This window comes from Eubacterium sp. BL-380-WT-2B (assembly GCF_009696115.1).
Taxonomy (GTDB): Bacteria; Bacillota; Clostridia; order Eubacteriales; family Eubacteriaceae; genus Eubacterium; species Eubacterium callanderi.
Window position 1 is genome coordinate 208,787 of record NZ_VUMP01000006.1, and the last position, 23,595, is coordinate 232,381.

The following is a 23,595-nucleotide window of genomic DNA, read 5'->3' on the forward strand; positions in this document are numbered from 1 at the left end:
TTTTATTAAATCCTTTTTATTATATCATACTTTTCCCACGGACAGCATACCGTTTACATCGAGTTTTGACCACTCGTCACATTTTATCTGTTTTTTATTCTCTGATGAACTTTCCTTCAAAGGCCTTCTCGGTACGGCCCTCCTGTTTTTCGTTCTCGTACAAATACAAGGTTTGGCCCTCAATTTCGTACTGCCGCTCCACCACATTGCTGCCAGCGCCCAGGTTCATGAGGTTTTCCGCCTCTATACCGCCTCCGGAAAAGCTGGTGACCTCCAGCTTTATTCTGCCGCTGTCCACAGTGTATTTTCCGCTGACAGTGGTGGGCGATGCCTGATCGCTTTTTGGCTCAATCCTTTCCTCAAAGCTGCCGTCATCCTTAAAAGTCAGCTGGTAACCGCTCTGGTCTGTTTCGGCTGCGGTCTCCTCCTTCCAGGTTCCTGCGATACCCGTACCAGACCCGGCAGTGCAGGCCGCCAGTGTAAAGCAGAGGACCAACGCCATCATTCCTGATATTATTTTTTTCATATTCTTTCCTCCCTGCTATCATCGGTGTCTTTTGCGGCACAGATGATACTTATTTTCGTGCTGAACACGCCCTCGCTGCAGTGGTACTCCACATACCCGTGATGGGCGTCCACAATGCTTTGAACGCTCTGCAGTCCAAGGCTTTTACGCCCGTTTTCCTTCAGGCGCTGAAGTTCTGCGGTGGTCAGGGTCTGTTTTTCGCTGACCATCGTGGTGCTGTTTTTCATGATAATGACCATGGAACTGCCCACCGGCCCTACCCGCAGGTCGATAAAGGGCTTTTGGCCGACGACCTTCTGGCAGGCGTTAAAGGCGTTTTCCAGAATGTTGGAAAACAGAACCGTAAGATCCACCTGGTCAATACCTGGTGTCTGCCCCAGCTTTACCTTCACGTTCAGCTCGATACCGCTTTCCTCACACTTTGCAAGGTAGTATTGATAGATGCTGTTAAAGATATAATTGTCGGAAGCCTGTACGGTGGTCTCAGACTGGATACGGTCGTCGTAAGATTGGATATAATCCTGAATGGCCTTGGTATTGCCGCTTTCGGCCAGCTCGCCAATGAGCCGCAGATGGTGTCGCACATCGTGCCGGAGCATGCGGGCATTCTCCAGATTGCCGACAATATTCCGGTAATTGAGCTCCTCAAGCTGGATTTGGTGTTCCAGCTGGCGTGCCTTTTCTTCTGTTTCCCTGTTTTTGTTCATCTGCCCGGCTGTGTAAAAAAAGATGCCAAAGGACCCAAACACACACAGGGTCAGGCAGTAAAACACAAACAGTACGGTGTCAAAATTAAAGGTGATGCGGGTATAGCTCGCGCAGTACAGCATGAGCATAATAATGATGGCCAGGCAGAAATAACGGCTTGTCTTGGTATCCAGAACCCGCAGTGCCGGCCGGACGATTTTTCGCATGAACAGTATCATGAGCGGCAGTGTCACACACTCCAGCACGATAATCACATAGATGGAGCCCCCCTGCAGCATCACCCCTGCCTCACGGGAAGCATCCCAAAAACTGCTTTCAGGAAAAACAGTCAGATAAGTGTTGGCGCCGGAGGCCACAAAGACCGCGTAGGCAAAACCCATCGAGAAGACCAGCAGCTTCTTGACCAGGGTACTGCGCACGCAGGCCAGAAACAAAAAGAAGCAAAGCAGCAGAAAGCCGTAAAAAATGGTACTGTTGCCGCTGAAGGCCGCCTCATAATCAGTGCCCTGAAGCTGCTCATTCCAGACCCACAAAAAAGTCTCCAAAATGGACAGCAGAAGCATGACCCCCAGGTTAAGAAAAGCGGTCTTTTTGACGCTCAGGCGGTAATCCTCCGGGTCAAAGGCCAGATAGCAAAGGGCTGCCACAGGCACCACCTGCACCCAGAAGCCAAGAATATACCGCAAAAAAACATTGGATTCGAGCAACCCTTTACCTCCTTTCAATCTGTGAAAACTGATAGTCATAAAATTTCTTTCGGTTTTCCGACTTGTTTTTCCGGCTGATGGCATACTCCTCGCCATTTTTCAGCACGCAATAATCACCTTCCATGGATTCGATATAATCCATGCTGGTGATCAGCCCCTTTCGGACTTTCAGAAAACGGCTGACGTCCAATTGCTTTTCAATTTCTCTCAAGGGATAGTAGGCTCTGATGACGCCGGTTTTTGTATGGATACTGGTTTCATTGCCGATGGTTCTGACATAAAGAATGCCAGCTTCCTCAATTCTAACCTCGTCTCTGCCCCGCTTGACTAAAATATAACGCCTCTGGGACTTCTGGGTTTTCATATAATTTTCAAATACTTTTTTCACCTGACTCTGCGTCGGGGGCTTAAGGATATAATCCATGGCTCCAACCTCGTAGGATTCGGCCGCAAACTCATTAGAGCTGGTCAGAAATACGATCTTTGCATCTGTACTCAGGCTTCGGATTTCACGGGCCAAATCAACGCCGGAGGTCTCTGCCATAAAGATATCCATAAAAACCAGATCCGGCACCTCGCTTTTCAGATAAGCTCTGCAGGCTTCTGCAGTTTGGCAAATTTCAAGCATGCTCTCCTCCGGGTAGGTTTCTGCAGCTGCCTCGATCTGTTCCCGGGCTTTTTCCAGATCTGCCGGATTATCTTCGCATAGTAAAATTTTCATTTACAATCACTCCATTTCTGCTCATGATTCTATTATAGCAAATTGTAGTTTGAAAAGCATTAGTGAAGTGATAAACGCTCTAAAAACAGATCATCTTCTCTTGATTCATTCATATAAAGGCACCTGTTCCTTTACTTCAACATCTGTATCCTATCATCTTTTTGTCTCTGTTCCGTACTAAAAAAGACCCGGCAGGCAGCCAGGTCTCAGTATACGTTATTTATTTTTTCTTCGCAGATAGATCCAAACACCCGCAATGACAATCACCAAAACGATAATGCCAATGGGCAGTACGATATTGGCGGCGGAAGTGAGGCCTGTCAGAACCCCCGGCTGAGCCGGCGCTTCTGCATACTTGGTTTCTGTGCCGCCGCTGCCCTGCTGGGGTTCATCTGTGCCGCCAGAAGTGTCATTTTTAACCACGGCGATAGCGTAGGTGCCATTGAGTACGTTAGTATCCACACTCAGCACGGTTTTGGACTCTGCCGCCTCAGCAGTACGCAGTACAGTGGCCTGGGGCTCTGGAGTTTTTGCAGCGGCGTTCATATCCTTAAGACTTCCATCATCACCGATGGTATAAATCTTGGTTTTAGCCGCTTCGTAACCATCCGGCAGTCTGAATTCCATGGTCAGTTTTTTTCCTGATGCCAGGGTGACAGGCTTGTTATCCTTATCCAGCGTTGTAACTTCATAAAGTGTAAAAGCGTCATGCCCATCCTTCAATGTCTTCTTTGCCTGTTCGTAGGCGTCGCCCTTTGTCAGCGCTTTGGCATCAAAGATCGTTCCCTCTGGCAGCAGCTCCTGATTGTCGATTAGAGTTGTACTACCATCTTCAGATACCAGCACTTTCTCAATGTTAAAGCTCAGGGTATACTCTGCCCCGTTGTTCCCCCTTGGCTCAGAGGTCAGGCTGAGGACTATGGGCGTATTCTGGAAATCTTCCTTGGCAACTTCGGTATTTTCAGCCACGCTCAGGCTGGCGGTTCCGTTCTGGGCTGTGGCGCTCAGGCGGATAGTTTCTGTCCCGGCTGGCAGCAGCACCGGGGCTGCAAAATCCGTTACCTCCTGGCTTCCCAGAGACTGCTTCTGGCTGTCAAGGCTTTCAACGGTCAGAGCCGCTGCCACTGCGTCATCCTGATCGACGGTAAAGGCTTTGATCATAGCATTGCCATAGTTACTGGTTTCATCGCCGACTACTGTTGGAGGCGTATTTGCTATGTCAGACCAAATCCACTGACCATTTTCCTTGGAAAAAACATAGCTCTGGCCTGGTTCAATCTTGGCAATGGTCTGGATTTTACCACCGCTGCCCTGGGTAATAACACCGCTATAGCCCATCTCTATCGGTAGATAGCCACCGCTATCTCCCGTAATGGTCTCGACCACGGCAAAGCGTTCGCCGGCCTTTAGCTCAACATCCTTGTTCAGTTCAATGGTGTGATAGCCGCCGTAGGTGGGTTGGGCAGTGATTGTGGAAACCGCCTCGCCCGCGTTTGAAAGGTCTGCGCCATCGGCGAGCTTGTAAATTTCAACCTCAACGGTACTGTTCGTATCCACGGTAATGGCGGACACTGCCGTTAATACCTCATCCTTTTCCGCAGTAAAGATGTTGGCTACCTTGTTACCTCTGTTGTCCTCGCTCGGCGGAACGGACACAAAGGACTTATAGCCTAAAAAGTCATATTGATAATTATTATCATAACTGAACAGACCGTTTTCCGGCACGTCCACCTGGTAGGAAGTGAACTCACTGACGGTCTGGTCATAATAAGAGATATAAAAGTAGCCTTCTGCATCCACAGAGCCTGCGCCACCGTTCCCCTTGCCCCAGCTGTTTTTAACAATCCACGCACCTGGTCCCGGCGGCGTGGTGCTAAAATTATCAACACTATAGGTATCATCCCAGCCCACAATGGAGACTTCATGGTTGGCCGAGGCATTTCTTGGGCTGTACTGAGCATGGGTTTCGGTATTAAAAATTTCAGTGGTATTCTCATCCTGATCTGGAAGTGATTTTGCCGCATAGTAGGACACGTCCAGCACACCGTTTTCCATGAGAGCGCTTTTAACGGCCTTTAGGGCAGCCTCGTCAAAAGAGTAACCGGTTTTATAGGTTATACCATCTTTATCCACCGCTGTGCCTTTAAAGACGCCCGTCTCAGGCAGGTAATCCACGTTCTGCACGTGCACCTCCTCTGCCTCATCCCGCAGGCTTTCCGGAAGGCTCCAGTCACCGGTTTTCAACGGAATACCGTTGTCATCCCGTTCTCCCGCGGCGTTGACATAGGGCGCCAGCGTCTCATCAATCGGTCCAAACCAGGCTGTGGTGTCCGCTGTGGCCATCTGCCGACGTCCGCCAAAGTCCAGGACATTTGCCGCGCCCTCCACGATCTCATACCCCTCGCCCTGGTAGGGCTGGAAGGTAAACCAGGCCATATAGTGCTCGGAATAGTCCAGGCTGCCGGCGCTGCCAGCGCCTTTCAGCACCGCGTTGGATTCGATGCTGGAGGTGTTGCCAAAGGACCAGCAGGAGCCCCAGGGGTTCTGATTCCGGGTGCCGGTCACAAGCCCCTTATTCCGCAGGTCGTATTGCTCCGGTAACGTCACGCCCCTTGGCGTGATGCCGTTGGTGTCCTGGGGCAGAGTGTAATAGGATGAATCCAGCCCTGCGGGCAGGCGGCCGCCGTCATAATTATCGACACCGCTAGTATCCACTGGAATCTCCGGCGCTGCCAGCACAACAGAGCCGGTAAAAGCCGTAAAGCTTAGGGTTACGCCCAGGATGGCTGCGGTAATTCGTCCTTTCCATGATTTGGGCAATGATTTCTTTTTCACTTTTTTCCTCCATTCTGATACTTTTTGTATTATTATAACTAATTTTGACATCCCTTTCTATACCGTTTAAACCGAAAAACGACCGTTTAAATAAATGTTGTCTTTTCAGAATACCATTTGACCTCCTGTGCTATAATAAAAGCACTTATGTACAGGAGGTTTTTTTATGATCCAAAACCGTATCCTTTTAGTTGAAGACGACACAAGCCTCATTGACGGACTCGAATATACACTGGTCAAAAACGGCTTTAATGTCCGCGTTGCCCAGACCGTGCAGGAGGCCCTTCTCCTTTTCGAAAAGGACTCCTTTGATCTGCTTCTGCTTGATCTGACACTGCCCGACGGCACCGGCTTTGATATCTGCCGCAGTGTCCGCAGGCACTCTGAGGTGCCTATCATTTTTCTGACAGCTTCGGATGAGGAGGTCAATGTTGTCATGGGTCTGGACATCGGCGGCGATGACTACATCACCAAACCCTTTAATCTGGGTGAGCTGGTTTCCAGAATAAAGGCCTTGCTGCGCCGCGCCCGAAAGCTCCGGTCTCCCATCCTCGAAAGCCACGGCATCGCGGTGGATCTGATGAAAGGCAGCGCCACTAAAAACGGCCAGTCTCTGGAGCTCACCGCCGCGGAGCAGCGCCTGCTGATCATGTTTTTACAGAATCCCGGCATGATACTGAGCCGGAATTCCATTCTGGAACGCCTCTGGGACAGTCCGAGCGATTTTGTGGACGACAACACCCTCTCGGTTTATATAAGACGCCTTCGCAGCAAAATCGAAGATGATCCCAACCATCCTGCCCGGCTGCTCACTGTGCGCGGCATGGGCTACAAATGGCAGTCCGAAAGCGCTGGTGACTGATCATGAGCACAATTTTTAACAACCGGGATATCCGGCGCTTGTTTACAGCTTTAGGCATAGCGACGATTTTTCTGCTGCTCGCCGGACAGCTCATCGCCTTTTCTCTCTCCTCCAGCGCCCGAAGTGTTCTTTACACCAGAGACACTGAGCTGGCCGGCGCGCTGCTGGATAAGGGGCTTCCTGCCGAGGAAGTCGCTGATGTCTTTACCCGGGACCTCACCGCCAGTGAGGGCGAGGCCGGTTCGGCGCTGCTCACCCGGGCGGGTTACACGCCGGACACCCCTGCCGCCTACCTTTCCTTTCTGTCGGCCTTTCGGTACAGCAGCATGCTCTCGCTGTTTTCCTACGGGCTTCTCTTCACCCTCTGTGTCACAGTGCTCTGTGTGCTGTATTTCCGCGCGCAGCAGCGCACAATCACCCGGGCCGAAACTCAGCTCAAACGCTTCATGGGCGGCAACACCAGCGCCCGTCTGGAAAGCGACGCGGATGGCAGCCTGTATAAGCTCTTTGCGGACATCAACAGCCTGGCCACCTCCCTCACCGCCCATCTGGATACAGAAAAAAAGGCAAAGTCCTTTCTCAAGGATACCCTCTCCGATATTTCCCATCAGCTGAAAACACCGCTGGCCGCCCTGAAAATGTACAATGAAATTCTTCAGGAGGACGGCGCCGACCCCGAGGTGCTGGCCCGTTTCACAGATAAGGTAAACGACTCGCTGAACCGTATGGAAACCCTGATTCAAAACCTGCTTAAAATCACCCGTCTGGACGCAGGCGCCATCACCCTGAGACCAGTCCTCAGGCCTGTTCAGGCGATGATGGAGGATTTGTCACACAGCTTTGAGACAAGGGCCAGACGGGAACAGAAAGCCCTGCGCTTTTCCGGAAGCCCGGCTGCCCGGCTCCTCTACGATCCCGACTGGCTCACCGAGGCTGTCAGCAACCTGATAAAAAACGCCCTTGACCATACCAGCACCGGCGGCTGGATTGCAGTTGGATGGGATGAGAGCGCAGCAGTCACCCGCATCACGGTCCAGGACAACGGCAGCGGTATCCACCCGGAGGATATCCACCATATTTTCAAACGCTTTTACCGCAGCCGCTTCTCCCAGGATACCCAGGGCGCCGGGCTGGGGCTCCCTCTGGCTCTGGCCATCACCGAAGCTCATAAGGGCACGCTCTCGGTGGAGAGCAGCCCGGGCCAGGGTGCCCTGTTTACCATGACCTTTTTGAAGATGACAAAATTGTAAGCTTTGGGACATCTGCCCGTAAGCTGCCCGTGTTATCCTGTTAGCAGATCAAGAAAGGTGGTAAACAACATGAATTTACTCACAGTAAAAAAACTGACAAAAATTTACGGGGACGGCGACGCCCGTGTAGAAGCCCTGAAAAACGTTTCCTTTAATATCACAAAGGGCGAATTCGTGGCGGTTGTGGGCGAATCCGGCTCTGGTAAAACCACATTGTTCAATACCCTTGGGGCTTTGGATACCCCGACGAAGGGGCAGGTTTTTATCGACGGCAAGGATATCTTCTCCATGAAGGAGGAGCAGCTCACCATCTTCCGGAGACGCAGCATTGGTTTTATCTTCCAGTCCTACAACCTGATTCCCGAGCTGAGCGTAGAGCAGAACATCATCTTCCCCCTCCTGCTCGATTATCAAAAGCCCGATCAGGCCTATGTGGAGGAGCTTCTGGAGGTTCTCGGGCTAAGGGAGCGCAGAAGCCACCTGCCGCGGCAGCTCTCCGGCGGGCAGCAGCAGCGTGTGGCCATCGGCAGGGCCTTAGTCACCCGGCCCATGCTCATTCTGGCCGACGAGCCCACGGGCAACCTGGACAGCAAAAACAGCCGTGAGGTTATCTCTCTGCTCAAATCCACCTCCAGGCACTACCGTCAGACCATTCTCATGATCACCCACAACCCTGCCATCGCGCAGCAGGCCGACCGGGTGCTTCAGGTTTCTGACGGTTTCCTCACCGATCTGGGAGGTGCCCTGCAATGAAAAGCTACCTCGACCTTGTTTCACAGTACGCAAGGGTGCACCGCAGGAAAAACCGGATCACCGTGCTCTGTATCACCATTGCGGTCTGCCTGGTCACCGCGATCTTCGGCATGGCCGATATGGCTATCCGGGCAGAAGTCGACCGGGCCATCCGGGAGGACGGCAATTTTCACATCGCCATCAAGGACCTGGACGAGGCCGCCGGCCAGATGATCGGCCTTCGGCCCGACGTGGCTGTCTCCGGCTGGCTTACTGCTGCTTCAAGCGCAGCGCTGGGCGGCAGGGAACTCATGCTCCAGGGAAGCAGCGAAGCCCTGTCGGCCGAGATGGGGCTTACGGTGAGCGAAGGGCACTTTCCCCAGACAGCGGATGAAGCCCTTGTAGACCGGCAGCTTCTTGATGCGCTTGGCCTGAGCATCGGCGACACCGTCACTACCGAGGCGGTGGGCGGCCCGCCGGTCACCTTTACCATCTGCGGTACCTTCAATGATTTTTCCGCCCTTAAGTCAAGAGACCGGCACGCTGCTTTTTTCAATGAAGCGGGTATAAAACAGTGTCTGGAAAACCGGGATTCCCGGACCGTCTATTACCTTCAGTTTAAAAACGCGCTTGACATCCGCCCGGGTATCGAGGATATCCAGACTACCTATGGCCTGTCCCCCGGCCAGATTCAGGAAAACCAGCGGCTTCTCGGGCTCTACGGCGTCAGCGGCGACCCTTACGCCTATGCCCTTTACGGCATTGCGCTGGTGCTGTTTCTGCTGGTACTGATCGCAGGCACCATCATGATTTCCAGCAGCTTTAACATCAGTATTCTGGAGCGGACCCAGTTTTTTGGTCTGCTGCGCTGTCTGGGCGCCTCCAAAAAACAGGTCCGCCGATACGTGCGGCGCGAGAGCCTTGGCTTCAGTCTGCGGGGCATCCCAATGGGACTGCTTGCAGGCACGGTCATCATCTGGATTTCCTGCGCCGTGGTGGGGCATTTCAACCCAACCTTTTACGGCAACCTGCCCCTGTTTCAGCTCAGCCCCATCGGCCTGGCCGCTGGTGTCATCGTCGGTTTTCTGACCGTATTTCTGGCGGCCATGTCCCCCTGCAAAAAAGCCTCAAAGGTCTCCCCGTTAAACGCAGTTACCGGCAATATGGAAAGCAATCTGCCCAAGGTGCACCGGGCGGCAAAAACCAGCCGCCTGCCTGTGGACATCGCCATGGGGACCAGCCACGCCTTTGGGAACCGGAAGAATATGGCTCTGATGGCCGCCTCCTTTGCCATCAGCATTATTCTCTTTTTATCTTTTACGGTGTTCATTGATTTTATGTCCCATGCCATGCGTCCGCTGAAACCCAGCACACCGGATATTACAGTCGCCCTGGAGGAAAACGGCCTTTATCTGCCCGATGACCTGGCCGCAAAGCTTAATGAGGTTCCGGGAATCGAGCGGGCTTTTGGCAGAAAATACGCCCCGCTGCCCGAAAAAAACGGACTCGCCATCAGCCTTATCTCCTACGAAGATCAGCAGTTTGACTGGTCCGAAGCGGTGCTGGTGGACGGCAGCATTGACAGTGTCCGGGAAAATCCTGATACGGTGCTGGTCAGCTATGACAACCGCCAGAACTGGAAGACCGGCGACACCATTACCCTGCCAGCCGCAGGCGGTGACAAAACCGTTACCGTGGGCGGCGTGCTTTCCTCCCTGCCCTTTAACGCAGAGGAAAACGGCGAGATCCTCATCAGCTCAGAAGATACCTTTGACCGCATTACGGGCGGCCAGGGCTACACGGTCATCGACCTGCAGGTAAATGAAGCCGCCAGCGATGACACCCTGGGCACGGTCAACGCCCTTGTCGCAGCAGCGGAGAGCGCGCACAGCGGCACCCCAGGCTATGACATTACTGTGGCGGATTCCAGACAGGGCAATCAGGAGGCCCGCTCAGCCTTTTACACCATGTCTACCTTTGTGTACGGCTTCCTGTTCATCATTGCTCTGATCACCATTTTCAATATCATCAACAGCATGAACATCAGCGTCTCCAGCCGCATTAACCAGTACGGCGTCATGCGCGCTGTGGGGATGTCCGGCAGGCAGCTTGTGCGGATGGTGGCCTCAGAGTCGGCCGCCTATGCCCTTGTGGGCTGCGCAGCCGGCGCGGTTCTGGGACTTCCCCTTCACGCTTTCCTGTATGACCAGATGATCACCACCCGCTGGGGCGACGCCTGGAGCCTGCCCTGGCTGCCCCTGGTCATCATCATCGGTTTGTCCCTGGCCACAACCTTTCTGTCCATCATCGGGCCAACCAAAAAAATCCGCCGTATGGACATTGTGGACGTCATCAATGGAGAATGAAAAATGGAAAATGGAAAATTTACGAACACTTTTTCTATCGAAAAAGTGATTTAAACAGCGGCCTTCGGCCGCGGTCTCAATCGCTTTTGCACATGCAAAAGGGTTCTATCATTTTCCATTTTCCATTCTCAATTTTCCATTAAAAAATAGCCACCAGACTGCAACAGGCAGCTGGTGGCTGTTTATGATTAACCTTTTAATTCTTTTCTTACTTTTCCAGTCCCAGACCTGGTTTTTCAGGCAGGATCATGGTCTTGCCATTTTCCATGATAACGCCGCCTTTTACAGCTACGTCGGTCAGGGTCAGATGAGCGTCAAGGTCTGCTCTCGTGATATTTTTCATGGCAGCGCCCAGGCTGGCAGCAGCGGTGACACCGATGTTGCTTTCTTCGGCCATGCAGCCCAGCATACATTCAACGCCAGCCGCTTCAGCGATGGCGTTGATCTTCAGCGCTTCACGTATACCGCCGCATTTCATGAGCTTGATATTGATCAGGTCAACGGCATGCATTTTGATGGCTCTCATGGCATCCTTTGAGTTAAAGACGCTCTCGTCACTCATAATCGGAATTGGAGAGTGGGCAGTAACGAATGCCAGACCGTCAAAATCATGGTAAGGCACAGGCTGTTCGATGAGCTCGATGTCATAGTCTGCCAGCTTGTTGATCACAGCGATGGCTTCCTTTGGCGTCCAGCCCTGGTTTGCGTCCAGACGGATTTTAACATCCGGGCCTACTGCGTCACGGATGGCTTTAACGCGGGCTACGTCAGCTTCCACAGTGGTGCCGACCTTTGTTTTGATGGTGTCGAAGCCTTCGGCCACATGGGTTCTTGCTTTTTCAGCCATATAAGCCGGGTCGTTGATACCAACGGTCATGTCCGTTTCAAAGGTATTGGAATTTCCCCCTAAAACCTTGTATAAAGGCATGTTTGTGATTTTACCAATCAGATCATAGCAGGCGATGTCAATGGCTGTTTTAGCTGAAGGACAGTGGGCAATGGCACGGTCCATGATCCAGTAGATTTTTTCAATATCCATTGGGTCGCAGCCGATAATTTCCTTTTCCATGATGCGGATGCCGGCTTCAATGCTTTCCAGGGTTTCACCGCTGATCAAAACAGCGGCTGAGCCTTCACCGATCCCCACAAGACCTTCATCGGTTTCAATTTCAACCAGAATCTGCTCTGCGTGGGTGATAACGCCCAACGAAATATGAAATGGTTCAACCAAAGGAATCTTGACACGTTTTGTATTGATTTTCGTAATTTTCATTTTAGATACTTTCTCCCTTTATTCTGTTAAAGTTCCTGTATACAACGCAAAAGCCTGGATTTCCAGGCTTTTCGCGTTTTATTCATACTGAGCCGTCTATTTTCCAGGGAAGTGGCAGGCGCACATATGGCCATTGCCTAAATCCTTGAGCTCAGGGGTACATTCCTTACAGATCTGCTGCGCTTTGTAGCATCGGGTATGGAAACAACAGCCGCTCGGCGGATTGTCCGGGCTTGGCAGGTCACCCTGAAGAATGATTTTTTCTCTCTTGGTTTTTTCAACCGTCGGAATAACAGACAGCAATGCAATGGTATAAGGATGAGACGGATTATTGTAGAGCTCATCCTTCTCCGCGTATTCGACAACATGGCCCAGGTACATAACCGCAACCCTGTCCGAAATATGGCGTACAACACTCAGGTCATGGGAAATAAACATAAAGGCAATCCCCATATGGTGCTGCAAGTCCTCCATCAGGTTAATGATCTGGGCCTGAATGGAAACGTCGAGGGCGGATACGGGCTCATCACACACCAAAAGCTTTGGCTGTAAAATGATTGCCCGGGCAATACCGATTCTCTGACGCTGTCCACCTGAAAACTCGTGTGGATAGCGGCGGATATACTGGGTATTGAGCCCAACAAGGTCCATGATCTCAAGAACCTTTGCTTCACGCTCCTTGCTGTTCATATCCGTCTGGATTTCCAGAGGCTCACCGATAATTTCACCAACCGTCATTCTCGGGTTCAGCGACGCATAAGGGTCCTGAAACATCATCTGGAATTCCTTACGTTTTGCGCGCAGGGCCTTGCGGTCCAGGGTCATAATATCTTCACCCTCATAGATGATCTGGCCTTCAGTCGGCTCAATCAGGCGGAGAACTGAGCGTCCCATGGTGGATTTACCACAGCCGGATTCCCCTACAATACCGAGGGTTTCACTGCGGTTAAGGGTAAAGCTGACGCCGTCCACCGCTTTGACAAAGGCTTTTTCCTTGCCGAATCCGCTGCCTTTGATGGGGAACCATTTTTTCAGGTCTTTAACTTCCAGCAACACATTGTTTTTTTCTTCTGCCATTAGTTTTCTTCCTCCCATCGATCGGTATATTTAAAGCAGCGTACCTGATGGCCGTCAAGGTCAACAAGCTCTGGCCGTTCTTTGCGGCAAATATCCTTTGCGTATTCGCAGCGCGGGCAGAACAGGCAGCCCTCCGGCATATCGTTAAAGCTTGGAACCATGCCCTTGATGGTTGAAAGCTTTTCTTCCTGGCCGCCCAGCTTCGGAATACAGCTAATCAGGCCCTGGGTATAAGGGTGCAGCGGTTTTTCAAACACGGTGTCCACATCGGTATACTCAACGACCTGGCCCGCGTACATAACCATAACGTTATCGGCAACCTCAGAGATAACCCCAAGGTCATGGGTAATCATCATGACAGCGGTGCCGGTTTTTTCCTTGAGCTCATTGATCAGGTTGAGGATCTGGGCCTGGATGGTAACGTCCAGTGCCGTTGTCGGTTCATCGCAGATCAAAAACTCAGGGTTACAGGAGAGGGCCATGGCGATCATAACACGCTGGCGCATCCCGCCTGAAAACTCATGGGGATAGGAATTAAGACGCTTTTCGGCATCTGGGATCTTGACGAGATCCAGCATCTGAATCGCGCGTTCCCGGGCCTGTTCCTTTGTCATATCCTCGTGAATCAGGACAGCTTCCATAATCTGCTGCCCTACAGTGTAAACTGGGTTCAGGGAAGTCATGGGTTCCTGGAAGATCATGGCAATTTCCTTGCCACGGATTTTCCGCATTTCTTCCTTATCTTTATTCAGCAGGTTTTCACCTTTAAAATCAATTTCGCCGTTGACAATTTTCCCCGGCTTTCCAATCAGCTGCATAATCGACATCGATGTGATACTTTTACCACAGCCAGACTCACCTACAACCCCAAGTGTTTCGCCTTTATCTACAGAAAAACTAACACCATCAACAGATTTAACGACACCTTCATCGGTGTAGAAATAGGTTTTAAGGTCTTTTACTTCTAATAATTTCATGTCGTAATCACCGCTTTCTGATCTTAATTCTTCAACTTCGGATCCAGGGCGTCTCTGAGGCCGTCACCGAACATATTAAAGGAAATTACTGTGATAATAATGGCGATTCCGGGGAATATACTATACAGCGGGTCGCTGTTGATATATGGCTGCGCGTAGCTGATCATGGAGCCCCAGCTCGGATCTGGCGGCTGGATACCAATACCGAGGAAGCTTAAAGACGCCTCGGTCAGAATCGCACTTGGAATACCAAGGGTTATCAATACAATAATGGTTGAAATACAGTTTGGAATCATGTGCTTCATGATAATTCGGAAGCCACTGCCGCCACTGGCAATACAGGCCTCAACGAATTCCTTTTCTTTGAGCTGCATAACCTGCCCGCGGACCATTCTGGCTGTCTGCACCCAGTTGACAATCGCAAGGGCGATAAACAGACTGGTGAGGCCAGTACCAAGCGCAAACATGATTGCCATAGCTAACAGCAGGTCTGGGAAAGCTGCGAAAATTTCCATGATTCTGGAAATAACAGTATCCACCTTACCGCCGTAATAGCCCGCCAGCGAACCGAGGGTAACACCCAGAATGGTCGCGATGATCTGGGCAATAATCCCTGCTGAAAGGGATACGCGGGTACCGTAAATAACACGGGATAAAATATCGCGCCCGTATTCATCGGTGCCAAACAGGTGCTCGCCTGAAGGTGACTGAAGGGCAATGGCCAAATTCTGCTGGTTTGGATCATAGGGAGAAATAAGCGGAGCCAGAATGGCGACAAGCGCCAGAATGATAATGATCCCCATGCAGACCATGGCAACCTTATTTTTCTTCAGGCGGTTGAAGCTGTCCTTCCAGTAGCTTTTTGACTGGACGACAATTTCCTGTCCTGTCTTCTCCTCAGCGTAGTTGTTTCGTTTATATCCAAGATTTGGTGTCTTCATTATTTTTTACCCTCCGTAACTCGAATTCTTGGGTCAATGAATGCATAAGAAATATCGACCAGAAGGTTTACCAGTACAAAGGCAACGGCCACGTAGAGCATGGCACCACGCAGAAGCGGAAGGTCACGGTTATTGAGGCTCGTAACCAGAACATTACCAATTCCTGGAATTGTAAATACTTTTTCAATGAGCATGGAGCCGCCAAGCATGTAGCCAAGCTGTGTCCCCAACAGAGTAACAATCGGGATCAAGGCGTTTTTGAAGGCATGCTTCCACATGACAACACTTTCCTTTACCCCTTTTGCCCTCGCAGTACGAATATAGTCCTGCCCGATAACGTCCAGCATACTCGTACGTGTGATACGGGCAATGGATGCGGCGTACCGCGTCCCGAGCGCAATACTCGGCAGGATAAAATAAATGGGCGATGAAAACCCGGAAATCGGCAGTAAATCAAGCTGCAGGCCGAAGATAATCTGTAGAATAATGGCAACCCAGAAAGATGGTGCGGAAATACCTACGATAGAGAGTGTCATTAATGTTGAATCCAGTGCTTTACCTCTGTAAATAGCAGCCAGCATTCCACAAGTCACCCCAATAATTACGGCAAAGACAAAAGAACATGCTGCTAACTGAAGCGTAATGAAAAAGCTGCGGGTTAATGTTGCCATAACCGGCTCTTTTGTGAAATAAGAAGTCCCCAAATCACCATGAAAAATTCCAACTAGAAAATCCCAATATTGCTGGAATAAAGGTTTGTCCAATCCTAACGAATGACGCACTTGCTCAACAGTTGCAGGATCTGCACGTTTTTCAAGCATCAACGCTACAGGGTCACCGGGCAGCACATTCATCAATAAGAAGACAATGATACTGATAGCGAAAAGAACCAGCAATGTCTGCCCAAGTCTTTTTAGGATATATTTACCCAAACTGTTTTCCTCCTTTTTTAATTTATACCATTTAAAATACACGGCAGAACAAAACCTTACGAGTTGTCCTACCGTGTCTTTAAACTTATAAATAACCCTTTATATCACTTAGGATAATTCTGCTGTTTCAAAATGGAAACGGAACATATCCGTAACTTCAAAATTCTTAACTGCAGAGTTCATCAAATAATATTTGGTTTCATGACAAATCGGAATAGCAGCATAATCCTGACGTGTAATCATTTGATCTGCCTTTGAATAGATTTCCTGACGTTTTGATTCGTCGGTAATCTGACGGCCTTCGTTCAACAGCGCATCAAATTCAGGATTCTGATATTTACTTGAATGTGTCATTGTAACGATCGGTGCAAAACGCTGATAAATCATTCCATCTGGGTCAATGTAATCAACATACCAGTTGCTGACGCCCAAAGGAATCTGTCCGCCTAAATCCATATCATTGTAAGCAGCGCCGTCAACTTCGCTTAAATTAAGTGTAAAGCCAGCTGCGCGTGCCTGGTCCTGAATAGCGGTTGCAATTTTGGTTTTGAATGGATATTTTGAAGATAATGGCACATCAATGGTGTAACCATTCGGATATCCGGCTTCTGCCAATAACTGTTTTGCTTTTTCGGGATTATATTCATATGCAGGTGCTGATTCATTGTATCCGATCAGGCCTTCTGGAAGGAAAGTCTTAGCCGGAACAGCAGTACCGTTTAATAAATCTTTGCAGATCGCTTCTCTGTCGATCGCATAGCTTAAAGCTTCTCTTACTTTAACTTCAGGAATCATTTCAACACTCGGTGTTAAATAGATTTCCCCGATTGGCATGAAGGAGTGAATGCTGTCCTTGATGTCTGCATTGTCTTTATACTGTGGGTATAAGGTAGCGTCTAACTGAACAATATCAATGTTGCCCTTCTGGAATTCCATAACCTGTGTGTTGGCATCTTCCATAAATTTGAAAGAAACACCAGCGTTTTTGGCTGGTTCGCCATGATAGTCATCGAATTTAGAGCATTCGATTCCCTGTCCTGCAACATAGCTGTCCATTTTGTATGGGCCAGTACCGTAAAGCACTGTTCTACCCCAATCTGCGCCCGCATCTTTACAGGCCTTTTCTGGATAGATGGCTACGTAAGCTGTTGCAATGGTAGAAGTAAATGGACTGAAAGGCTGTTCCAGCACAATATCAAACTTCTGGTCATCGATAATTTTAAAACCTTCCAGGGAGGTAGCTGTTTTGTCAATCAATGCCTGTGCGCCCACGATCTGGTCGATCATAGAGCCCATAACACCTTCGGTTAATAAACGTTCAAAGGAATATTTAACGTCAGACGTTTTCACAGTTTCTCCATTATGGAATTTAACATTATCCTTCAATTCAAAAGAATAGGTTAAACCATCGTCAGAGATTTTTGGCATTTCCTTGATCAATTCTGGTGCTAATGTACCATCATTTTTCAGGCTGATTAATGGCTGTGTGATCTGGTCAGCAACCATCATTAAATAACTACTAGTCTGTTTCTGCGGGTCAATCGGCACATTAGGATCCTGCATTGCTACACGGATCTTACCGTCTGAAGATGTTCCCCCAGAAGAACTTCCACCGGTTCCGCAGCCTGCAATACCGATGGCAAGTACGGCTACAAGCAGCAGAGCAAAAAGTTTTTTTACACTCTTCATTTCTTCGTCCTCTCTCTTTTTTTATTTTGAGTATATGGATAAGCAGCATTCTTAAAACTTGTTTAAAAAACGCTACAAACCGTTCGTTATTATAATATAAAAAAACAGATACGTCAATTTTCTTGGCTAAAGCTGAATATAAAAAAACTCTAAAAGTCGGCTGTCTTAGCCAATTTTAGAGTTTATGATTAAATTTGGCAGGGGCAGAAGGATTTGAACCCTCGGCACGTGGTTTTGGAGACCACTGCTCTACCAACTGAGCTATACCCCTACAGAAAAATGGCTTTTGCATAGCAAAAGCGACTGGTGTTATTCGTGTATTAAATTCAAATGGTGGGCCATCAGGGACACAAATGCTCTGCATTTGTCCTCCTCGGTTTTTAAAACCTCGGAGATTTTCGCTAAAAACCAATTGGTTTTTTTCACGCTCAAACCCCCACGGGGTTCGAGTCCCATATAAGGCTCGTTTAATTTTTAGTAATGCTTAAATCTGATTGCTTTATTGTGAAATGGTGGGCCATCAGGGACTCGAACCCTGGACACCCTGATTAAGAGTCAGGTGCTCTAGCCAACTGAGCTAATGGCCCATTTGTGTGACCTCAGATTTAAGGTACTCGTATATTATAGCCATATCGATACTGGAATGCAAGTACTTTTTTAAATTTTTTTTATTTTTTTTACGCAGTGTACAATTTGACGAAACAGAGCTGCCTGCTGCGGCAGCTCTGTTTTGGGGTTTCAAACCTTCAAGTCAATTTCAGTCATGGTAAGCAGGTCCTTGTTGGCATCCAGTACAGGCTGTACCTCTTCCTCAATAAAGTCCACCACCTGCTGCGGCGCGCGGCCAATATATAAAGAAGGATCGAGAATGCTTTCGATGTCCTCTTCTTTAATCCCAAAGGTACCGTCCGCCACAATGCGTTCGATAAGGTCATTGGGCTTGCCCTCAACCTTGACAGTCGCCCCGGCTTCCATGGAGAGCACCCGGATTTTCTCATGGAGATCCTGACGGTCTCCGCCGTTTTTCACGCCTTCCATGATAATATTTTCGGTAGCCATGAAGGGCAGCTCATTCATGATATGCTGATGGATCACCTTTGGATAAACCACCAGATTTTCGGAAATATTGATGGCGATGGAAATAATGGAGTCCGCCGCCAGGAATGCCTCTGGCACGGAAATACGCTTGTTGGCAGAATCGTCCAGCGTTCTTTCAAACCATTGGGTAGCCGCCGTAATGGCCGGGTTCAGAGAATCGACAATGATGTAGCGCGCCAGTGAACAGATACGCTCGGAACGCATGGGGTTTCTCTTGTAGGCCATGGCTGACGAGCCAATCTGTGTTTTCTCAAAGGGCTCTTCCACTTCCTTCAGGTGCTGGAGCAAACGAATGTCTGTGGCAAACTTACTCAGGCTCTGGGCAATACCGCTGAGCACTGCCAGAACCTGGCTGTCAAATTTACGGGGATAGGTCTGTCCTGTGACGGCATAGGTTGCCTTAAAGCCCATTTTTTCAGCTACCAGCCTGTCGATCTGCTTTACCTTTTCCTGATCATTTTCAAATAAGTCCATAAAGCTGGCCTGGGTGCCGGTGGTGCCTTTGGCGCCGCGCAGGCGCACGATGCTGATGAGATGGTCCAGATCTTCCAGGTCAATCATCAGGTCCTGTATCCAGAGACTGGCGCGCTTGCCCACAGTGGTCAGCTGTGCAGGCTGAAAATGGGTAAAGCCCAGGGTCGGCAGGTCCTTGTATTCCAGCGCGAATTTCGACAGAGCGCTGATAAGGTTCAGCAGGCATTTGCGGATGTGTACCAGGCCCTCCGTATAGGTGATAATGTCTGTGTTATCCCCCACATACGCGCTGGTAGCGCCTAAATGGATAATCCCCTTCGCTTTGGGGCATTGCTCCCCATAGGTGTGCACATGGGCCATCACATCATGGCGCAGGATTTTTTCTTCTCTGGCAGCTGTTTCATAGTCAATATCATAAATCTTGGATTTCAGCTCCTCAATCTGTTCGTCGGTGATGGGCAGTCCCAGCTCCTGTTCAGCTTCTGCCAGAGCAACCCAAAGCTTACGCCAGGTTGAAAACTTGTTATCGGCAGAAAAAATCCGGCAGACTTCCTTGGACGCATAGCGTTCAATCAGTGGACTCTCGTAAAATTCTTTCATCTTCTTACTCTCTTTCTCCTATTTATATATTAATGCGGTCATGCAGGGCATGCCGATGCTAAAAACGCTTCAATCCGGTTAAATCCTTCTTCAATCTCTTCCATCGAAGTGGCAAAGGATAAACGGATATGCTCGGTAACACCAAAGGCCTCACCTGGTATGGTAACGACCTTCTGCTCGTTCAGCAGCCTTTGTGAAAATTCGTATCCGGACGCAATTCCGTATCTATTATCCTCGATAACCTGGCTGATGTCTACAAAAATATAAAAAGTACTCTGGGGGTAGATATAGCTGAGCTGTGAGATTTTGTCCAGACGGGCCATCATTCCCCTGCGGCGCTCATCAAAAATACGGATAATCTCATTCACCACCTCACCCTTTTCCTCAAGCGCAGTGATCCCTGCGTACTGGGTAATGGTCGAGGGGTGGGAAATCGTATGCCCCTGAATCCGCTTCATGCCTGCGATAATGTCCGCGGGCGCTGCGGCGTAACCCAGCCGCCAGCCTGTCATGGCATAGGTTTTTGAAAAGCCGTTGACCAGAATAGTGTTATTTTTGATCGCTTCTCCCAAAGAAGCAATACTGACCATTTTGTTGCCGTCATAGACAAATTCCTCATAGATTTCATCGGCTATCACCAGGATATCTGCCGCTACTGCCACATCTGCAAGCGCCTGGAGCTCTTCACGGCTGTATAATACCCCTGTGGGGTTTACAGGCGTGTTAAGCATCATGGCTTTGGTTTTATCTGTAATGGCTGCTTTCATCTGCTCTGCGGTCATTTTAAAGGCATTTTCAGGGTCTGTATCTACCACTACGGGCACACCGCCTGCCAGCTTGACCATTTCTGTATAGCTGACCCAGTAGGGCTTGGGAATAATAACCTCATCTCCCGGGTTCAGAATGGTCTGTAAGGCCACTGAGAGGCTGCTTTTGGCGCCGCTGTTAACAATGATCTCATCCATGCCATAGCTCAGGCCGTTATCCTCCCTCAGTTTTTTGGCGATGGCATTGCGCAGCGCCGCTACTCCTGTCACTGCGTCATATTTGGTATGTCCGGCGTCGATGGCGGCCTTGGCGCCGTCACAGATGTACTCCGGCGTGGTGAAATCGGGTTCTCCGGTTCCAAAGCTCACAACGGATTCACCTGCTTCGCGAAAAGCCTTTGCCTTTTCCGACAGGCTCAGTGTCAGGGAATCAATACAGTTTTCTACTTTTTCTGCTACTCTTGCTCTCATTGTCTACTCCTCATAAATCCGGTATATCCGTTCAATTTTAACCGGCTGGTTTGTCATGTCGTCAACCTCAACCACGATCCCATTGATCTGCCAGGGGCGGGCTTTTTCGATGACAAAACGCTCTGGCCGTTTGGTCACCATATTACCTATAATAATGTCTTTTTCCACACCGATAACCCCATTTAAAGGGCCTGTCATGCCCAAATCGGTAATATAGGCGGTTCCGCCGGGCAAAATCCGCTCATCCGCAGTCTGCACATGGGTATGGGTTCCCACCACAATGGAGGCTTTTCCGTCCAGATAATACCCAAAGGCGATCTTTTCTGAGGTGGCCTCAGCGTGGAAATCCACAATCAAAAGGTCAAATTTGCCCTCAATTTCCGGCCATACGCGGCTGAACAGGTTAAAGGGGGAATCCAGCTCCGGCATAAAGATCTGTCCGGACAGGTTCATCACACAGATGGTTTTGCCGCTGTGCTCGAAAAAATCATAGCCCTTGCCCGGGCAGGGAGCCGGATAGTTGAGCGGTCTTATAATCCTTGGAAATTTCTCAATATAATTGACCATTTCTTTTTGCTGCCAGACGTGATTGCCCATGGTCATGACATCAATGGGCAGGTTAAACAGCTCCCTGGCGTTTTTTTCAGTAATGCCGTTTCCGCCGGAAGCGTTCTCGCCATTGACAATGGTAAAATCAATCTGATATTCCTCGATCAGGCTGTCCAGCTGTTCCTTGAGCACGGTTCTCCCCGGCCGGCTGACCACATCGCCAATCATTAATATTTTCATCGTTACTCCAGTCTTCTTTTCATGAATAAATAAAAGGGAAGGGGCTTTGCCCCTCCCCTTTTATTATTTTTAATCGGATCACAGATTCCTCAAAAGCCTTTCTATCCCTTGCAGGATGGCTTTTTCGTCATCTGCGTTACTTGGCATACTCCACGGCTCTGGTTTCACGGATGACGTTGACCTTGATATTTCCCGGGTATTCCATTTCAGATTCAATCTTCTTGGCAATATCGCGGGACAGCATCATCATGTCGTCATCATTGACAGAGTCTGGCTTAACCATTATGCGCACTTCGCGCCCAGCCTGAATCGCAAAGGATTTTTCGACACCATCAAAGGAGGTGGCGATTTTTTCCAGCTCTTCCAGCCGCTGTACGTAGGAGACAAGTGTTTCTCTCCTTGCGCCGGGTCTTGCGGCTGAGATGGCGTCAGCAGCCTGCACAAGCACAGCCTCAATGGTTGTGGCTTCCACATCGCCGTGATGGGCCTCTACCGCGTGGATCACATTTTTGTTTTCCTTGTATTTCTTCAGCAGGTTTACGCCGATTTCGACATGGTTTCCTTCAACCTCATGGTCGATGGCTTTGCCGATATCGTGCAGCAGGCCTGCGCGTTTTGCAATTTTAACGTTGGCGTCCAGTTCAGCGGCCATCAGGCCAGCCAGGTGGGCAACCTCAATGGAATGCTTGAGCACGTTCTGGCCGTAGCTGGTACGGTATTTCAGACGTCCTAACAGCTTGACAACTTCGGGATGTAATCCGTGGATACCTGTGTCAAAACAGGCCTGTTCTCCAACTTCCTTGATCTGAGCATCCATTTCTTTTTGAGATTTTTTTACAATCTCTTCAATTCTTGCTGGATGGATTCGTCCGTCAATAATCAGTTTTTCCAGTGACAAACGGGCTACTTCACGCCGGATCGGATCAAAACCGGAAAGAATAACGGCTTCCGGTGTGTCATCAATGATCAGGTCTATGCCCGTCAGGGTTTCCAGTGTACGAATGTTACGGCCTTCACGGCCAATAATACGGCCTTTCATTTCATCATTTGGCAGGTTGACCACAGTAATGGTATTTTCTGCCACATGGTCTGCCGCGCAGCGTTGAATGGACTGCGCAATCAGCTCCTTGGCCTTTTTGTCTGCTGTCGCTTTGGATTCAGCCTCGATCTGGCGGATCATTACCGCCGCTTCGGCGCGGGTTTCCTTGGCAACATCATCCAGTAAAATCTGTTTTGCTTCCTCAAAGGTCATGCCTGAAATACGTTCCAGTTCCCTGACCTGTTCTTCATAGAGGCTGTCCAGCTTTTCCTGTTTCTTATCAAGCTCTTTGTTTTTTCTTTCGAGCTTGTCCTCATTGCGCTCGAGATTTGCCGCCTTTTTGTCCAGGTTTTCTTCCTTCTGGATCAAACGGTTTTCCGTTTTCTGGAGCTCGGCGCGTCTCTCGCGGTTATCTTTTTCAATCGCTTCTTTTAAGGCTAAGGATTCCTCCTTGGCGTTAAACAGCATTTCCTTCTTTTGGGCTTCGCCCTCTTTGACTGCATCGTTTACGATTTTCTTGGCTGTTTCTTCAGCACTATTTATCTTGCCCTCAGCGACGTTTTTGCGGATAAAATACCCAACGCCAAAGGCAATGACTATACCAACGATTAAGCATATAGTTAATATGTCTATAACATTCACCTCCCTAAAGTAAATATTTTGTTATTATTGTTTTTTTAGACACTCATTATAAAGTCTATTTTATACTTTTTTGAATTTAGTGTCAAGAATCAATGCTATGTTAGAAGTTTATATTTTAC

At 49.4% G+C, this 23,595-nt stretch carries 18 protein-coding genes and 2 tRNA genes; 4 read left to right on the plus strand and 16 right to left on the minus strand.

Annotation, left to right across the window (positions count from 1 at the left end; all coding sequences use genetic code 11):
* Positions 1 to 94: 94 nt before the first annotated feature.
* The 4 genes from FYJ53_RS13395 to FYJ53_RS13410 all read right to left on the minus strand — a co-directional run bounded on the left by FYJ53_RS13395 (position 95) and on the right by FYJ53_RS13410 (position 5,497).
* Entirely contained in the window at positions 95 to 526 is a 432-nt protein-coding gene (locus FYJ53_RS13395; protein ID WP_013379544.1) for a lipoprotein, read from the minus strand.
* Positions 523 to 1,941 carry a sensor histidine kinase gene (locus FYJ53_RS13400; protein ID WP_013379543.1) on the minus strand — a complete coding sequence of 473 codons (1,419 nt, stop codon included), beginning with the start codon at positions 1,939 to 1,941 and terminating at the stop codon, positions 523 to 525. The genes FYJ53_RS13395 and FYJ53_RS13400 overlap by 4 nt, the downstream gene beginning before the upstream one ends.
* A 4-nt stretch (positions 1,942 to 1,945) precedes the next feature.
* Entirely contained in the window at positions 1,946 to 2,662 is a 717-nt protein-coding gene (locus FYJ53_RS13405; protein ID WP_013379542.1) for a LytTR family DNA-binding domain-containing protein, read from the minus strand.
* A 216-nt stretch (positions 2,663 to 2,878) separates the two neighbouring features.
* Positions 2,879 to 5,497 carry a lectin like domain-containing protein gene (locus FYJ53_RS13410; protein WP_041689832.1) on the minus strand — a complete coding sequence of 873 codons (2,619 nt, stop codon included), beginning with the start codon at positions 5,495 to 5,497 and terminating at the stop codon, positions 2,879 to 2,881.
* Positions 5,498 to 5,663: 166 nt separating this feature from the next.
* Here FYJ53_RS13410 and FYJ53_RS13415 point away from each other — a divergent pair, with 166 nt between their 5' ends.
* From FYJ53_RS13415 to FYJ53_RS13430, 4 genes are all read left to right on the plus strand, one after another.
* Positions 5,664 to 6,359 carry a response regulator transcription factor gene (locus FYJ53_RS13415; protein ID WP_013379540.1) on the plus strand — a complete coding sequence of 232 codons (696 nt, stop codon included), beginning with the start codon at positions 5,664 to 5,666 and terminating at the stop codon, positions 6,357 to 6,359.
* Positions 6,360 to 6,361: 2 nt separating this feature from the next.
* The gene (locus FYJ53_RS13420) at positions 6,362 to 7,609 is read left to right on the plus strand and encodes a sensor histidine kinase KdpD (protein ID WP_013379539.1); all 1,248 of its coding nucleotides are present in this window, start codon (positions 6,362 to 6,364) and stop codon (positions 7,607 to 7,609) included.
* Between the two features lie 69 nt (positions 7,610 to 7,678).
* Complete coding sequence (locus FYJ53_RS13425; RefSeq protein ID WP_148428650.1) at positions 7,679 to 8,362, plus strand: ABC transporter ATP-binding protein; 684 nt, start codon at positions 7,679 to 7,681, stop codon at positions 8,360 to 8,362.
* Entirely contained in the window at positions 8,359 to 10,707 is a 2,349-nt protein-coding gene (locus tag FYJ53_RS13430) for an ABC transporter permease (RefSeq protein ID WP_013379537.1), read from the plus strand. Before FYJ53_RS13425 ends, FYJ53_RS13430 begins: the two co-directional genes overlap by 4 nt.
* Before the next feature lie 208 nt (positions 10,708 to 10,915).
* On the opposite strand, the gene FYJ53_RS13435 is transcribed toward FYJ53_RS13430, so the two are convergent.
* The 12 genes from FYJ53_RS13435 to rny all read right to left on the minus strand — a co-directional run bounded on the left by FYJ53_RS13435 (position 10,916) and on the right by rny (position 23,476).
* The gene (locus FYJ53_RS13435) at positions 10,916 to 11,980 is read right to left on the minus strand and encodes a mandelate racemase/muconate lactonizing enzyme family protein (RefSeq protein ID WP_013379535.1); all 1,065 of its coding nucleotides are present in this window, start codon (positions 11,978 to 11,980) and stop codon (positions 10,916 to 10,918) included.
* A gap of 96 nt (positions 11,981 to 12,076) precedes the next feature.
* Complete coding sequence (locus FYJ53_RS13440; RefSeq protein ID WP_154557376.1) at positions 12,077 to 13,057, minus strand: ABC transporter ATP-binding protein; 981 nt, start codon at positions 13,055 to 13,057, stop codon at positions 12,077 to 12,079.
* Entirely contained in the window at positions 13,057 to 14,034 is a 978-nt protein-coding gene (locus FYJ53_RS13445) for an ABC transporter ATP-binding protein (protein ID WP_013379533.1), read from the minus strand. Before FYJ53_RS13445 ends, FYJ53_RS13440 begins: the two co-directional genes overlap by 1 nt.
* 23 nt (positions 14,035 to 14,057) lie before the next feature.
* On the minus strand, positions 14,058 to 14,975 hold the full coding sequence (locus tag FYJ53_RS13450) for an ABC transporter permease (protein WP_013379532.1): 918 nt from the start codon (positions 14,973 to 14,975) through the stop codon (positions 14,058 to 14,060).
* Complete coding sequence (locus tag FYJ53_RS13455) at positions 14,975 to 15,907, minus strand: ABC transporter permease (RefSeq protein WP_041689831.1); 933 nt, start codon at positions 15,905 to 15,907, stop codon at positions 14,975 to 14,977. The genes FYJ53_RS13450 and FYJ53_RS13455 overlap by 1 nt, the downstream gene beginning before the upstream one ends.
* A 108-nt stretch (positions 15,908 to 16,015) precedes the next feature.
* Complete coding sequence (locus FYJ53_RS13460; RefSeq protein WP_013379530.1) at positions 16,016 to 17,596, minus strand: ABC transporter substrate-binding protein; 1,581 nt, start codon at positions 17,594 to 17,596, stop codon at positions 16,016 to 16,018.
* Between the two features lie 195 nt (positions 17,597 to 17,791).
* Positions 17,792 to 17,867 (minus strand) — tRNA-Trp (locus tag FYJ53_RS13465).
* A 239-nt stretch (positions 17,868 to 18,106) separates the two neighbouring features.
* A tRNA-Lys gene (locus FYJ53_RS13470) sits at positions 18,107 to 18,183 on the minus strand.
* A 151-nt stretch (positions 18,184 to 18,334) separates the two neighbouring features.
* Entirely contained in the window at positions 18,335 to 19,768 is a 1,434-nt protein-coding gene (purB, locus tag FYJ53_RS13475) for an adenylosuccinate lyase (RefSeq protein ID WP_013379528.1), read from the minus strand.
* Positions 19,769 to 19,806: 38 nt separating this feature from the next.
* A complete protein-coding gene (locus tag FYJ53_RS13480; protein ID WP_013379527.1) occupies positions 19,807 to 21,006 on the minus strand; it encodes a pyridoxal phosphate-dependent aminotransferase in 1,200 nt (399 codons plus the stop codon).
* 3 nt (positions 21,007 to 21,009) lie between these two features.
* Positions 21,010 to 21,795 (minus strand): TIGR00282 family metallophosphoesterase, encoded by a 786-nt coding sequence (locus FYJ53_RS13485; RefSeq protein WP_013379526.1) that lies wholly within the window; start codon positions 21,793 to 21,795, stop codon positions 21,010 to 21,012.
* Positions 21,796 to 21,931: 136 nt separating this feature from the next.
* Positions 21,932 to 23,476: a ribonuclease Y gene (gene rny, locus FYJ53_RS13490; RefSeq protein WP_013379525.1), complete on the minus strand. Its 1,545-nt coding sequence runs from the start codon at positions 23,474 to 23,476 to the stop codon at positions 21,932 to 21,934.
* Positions 23,477 to 23,595: the final 119 nt, after the last annotated feature.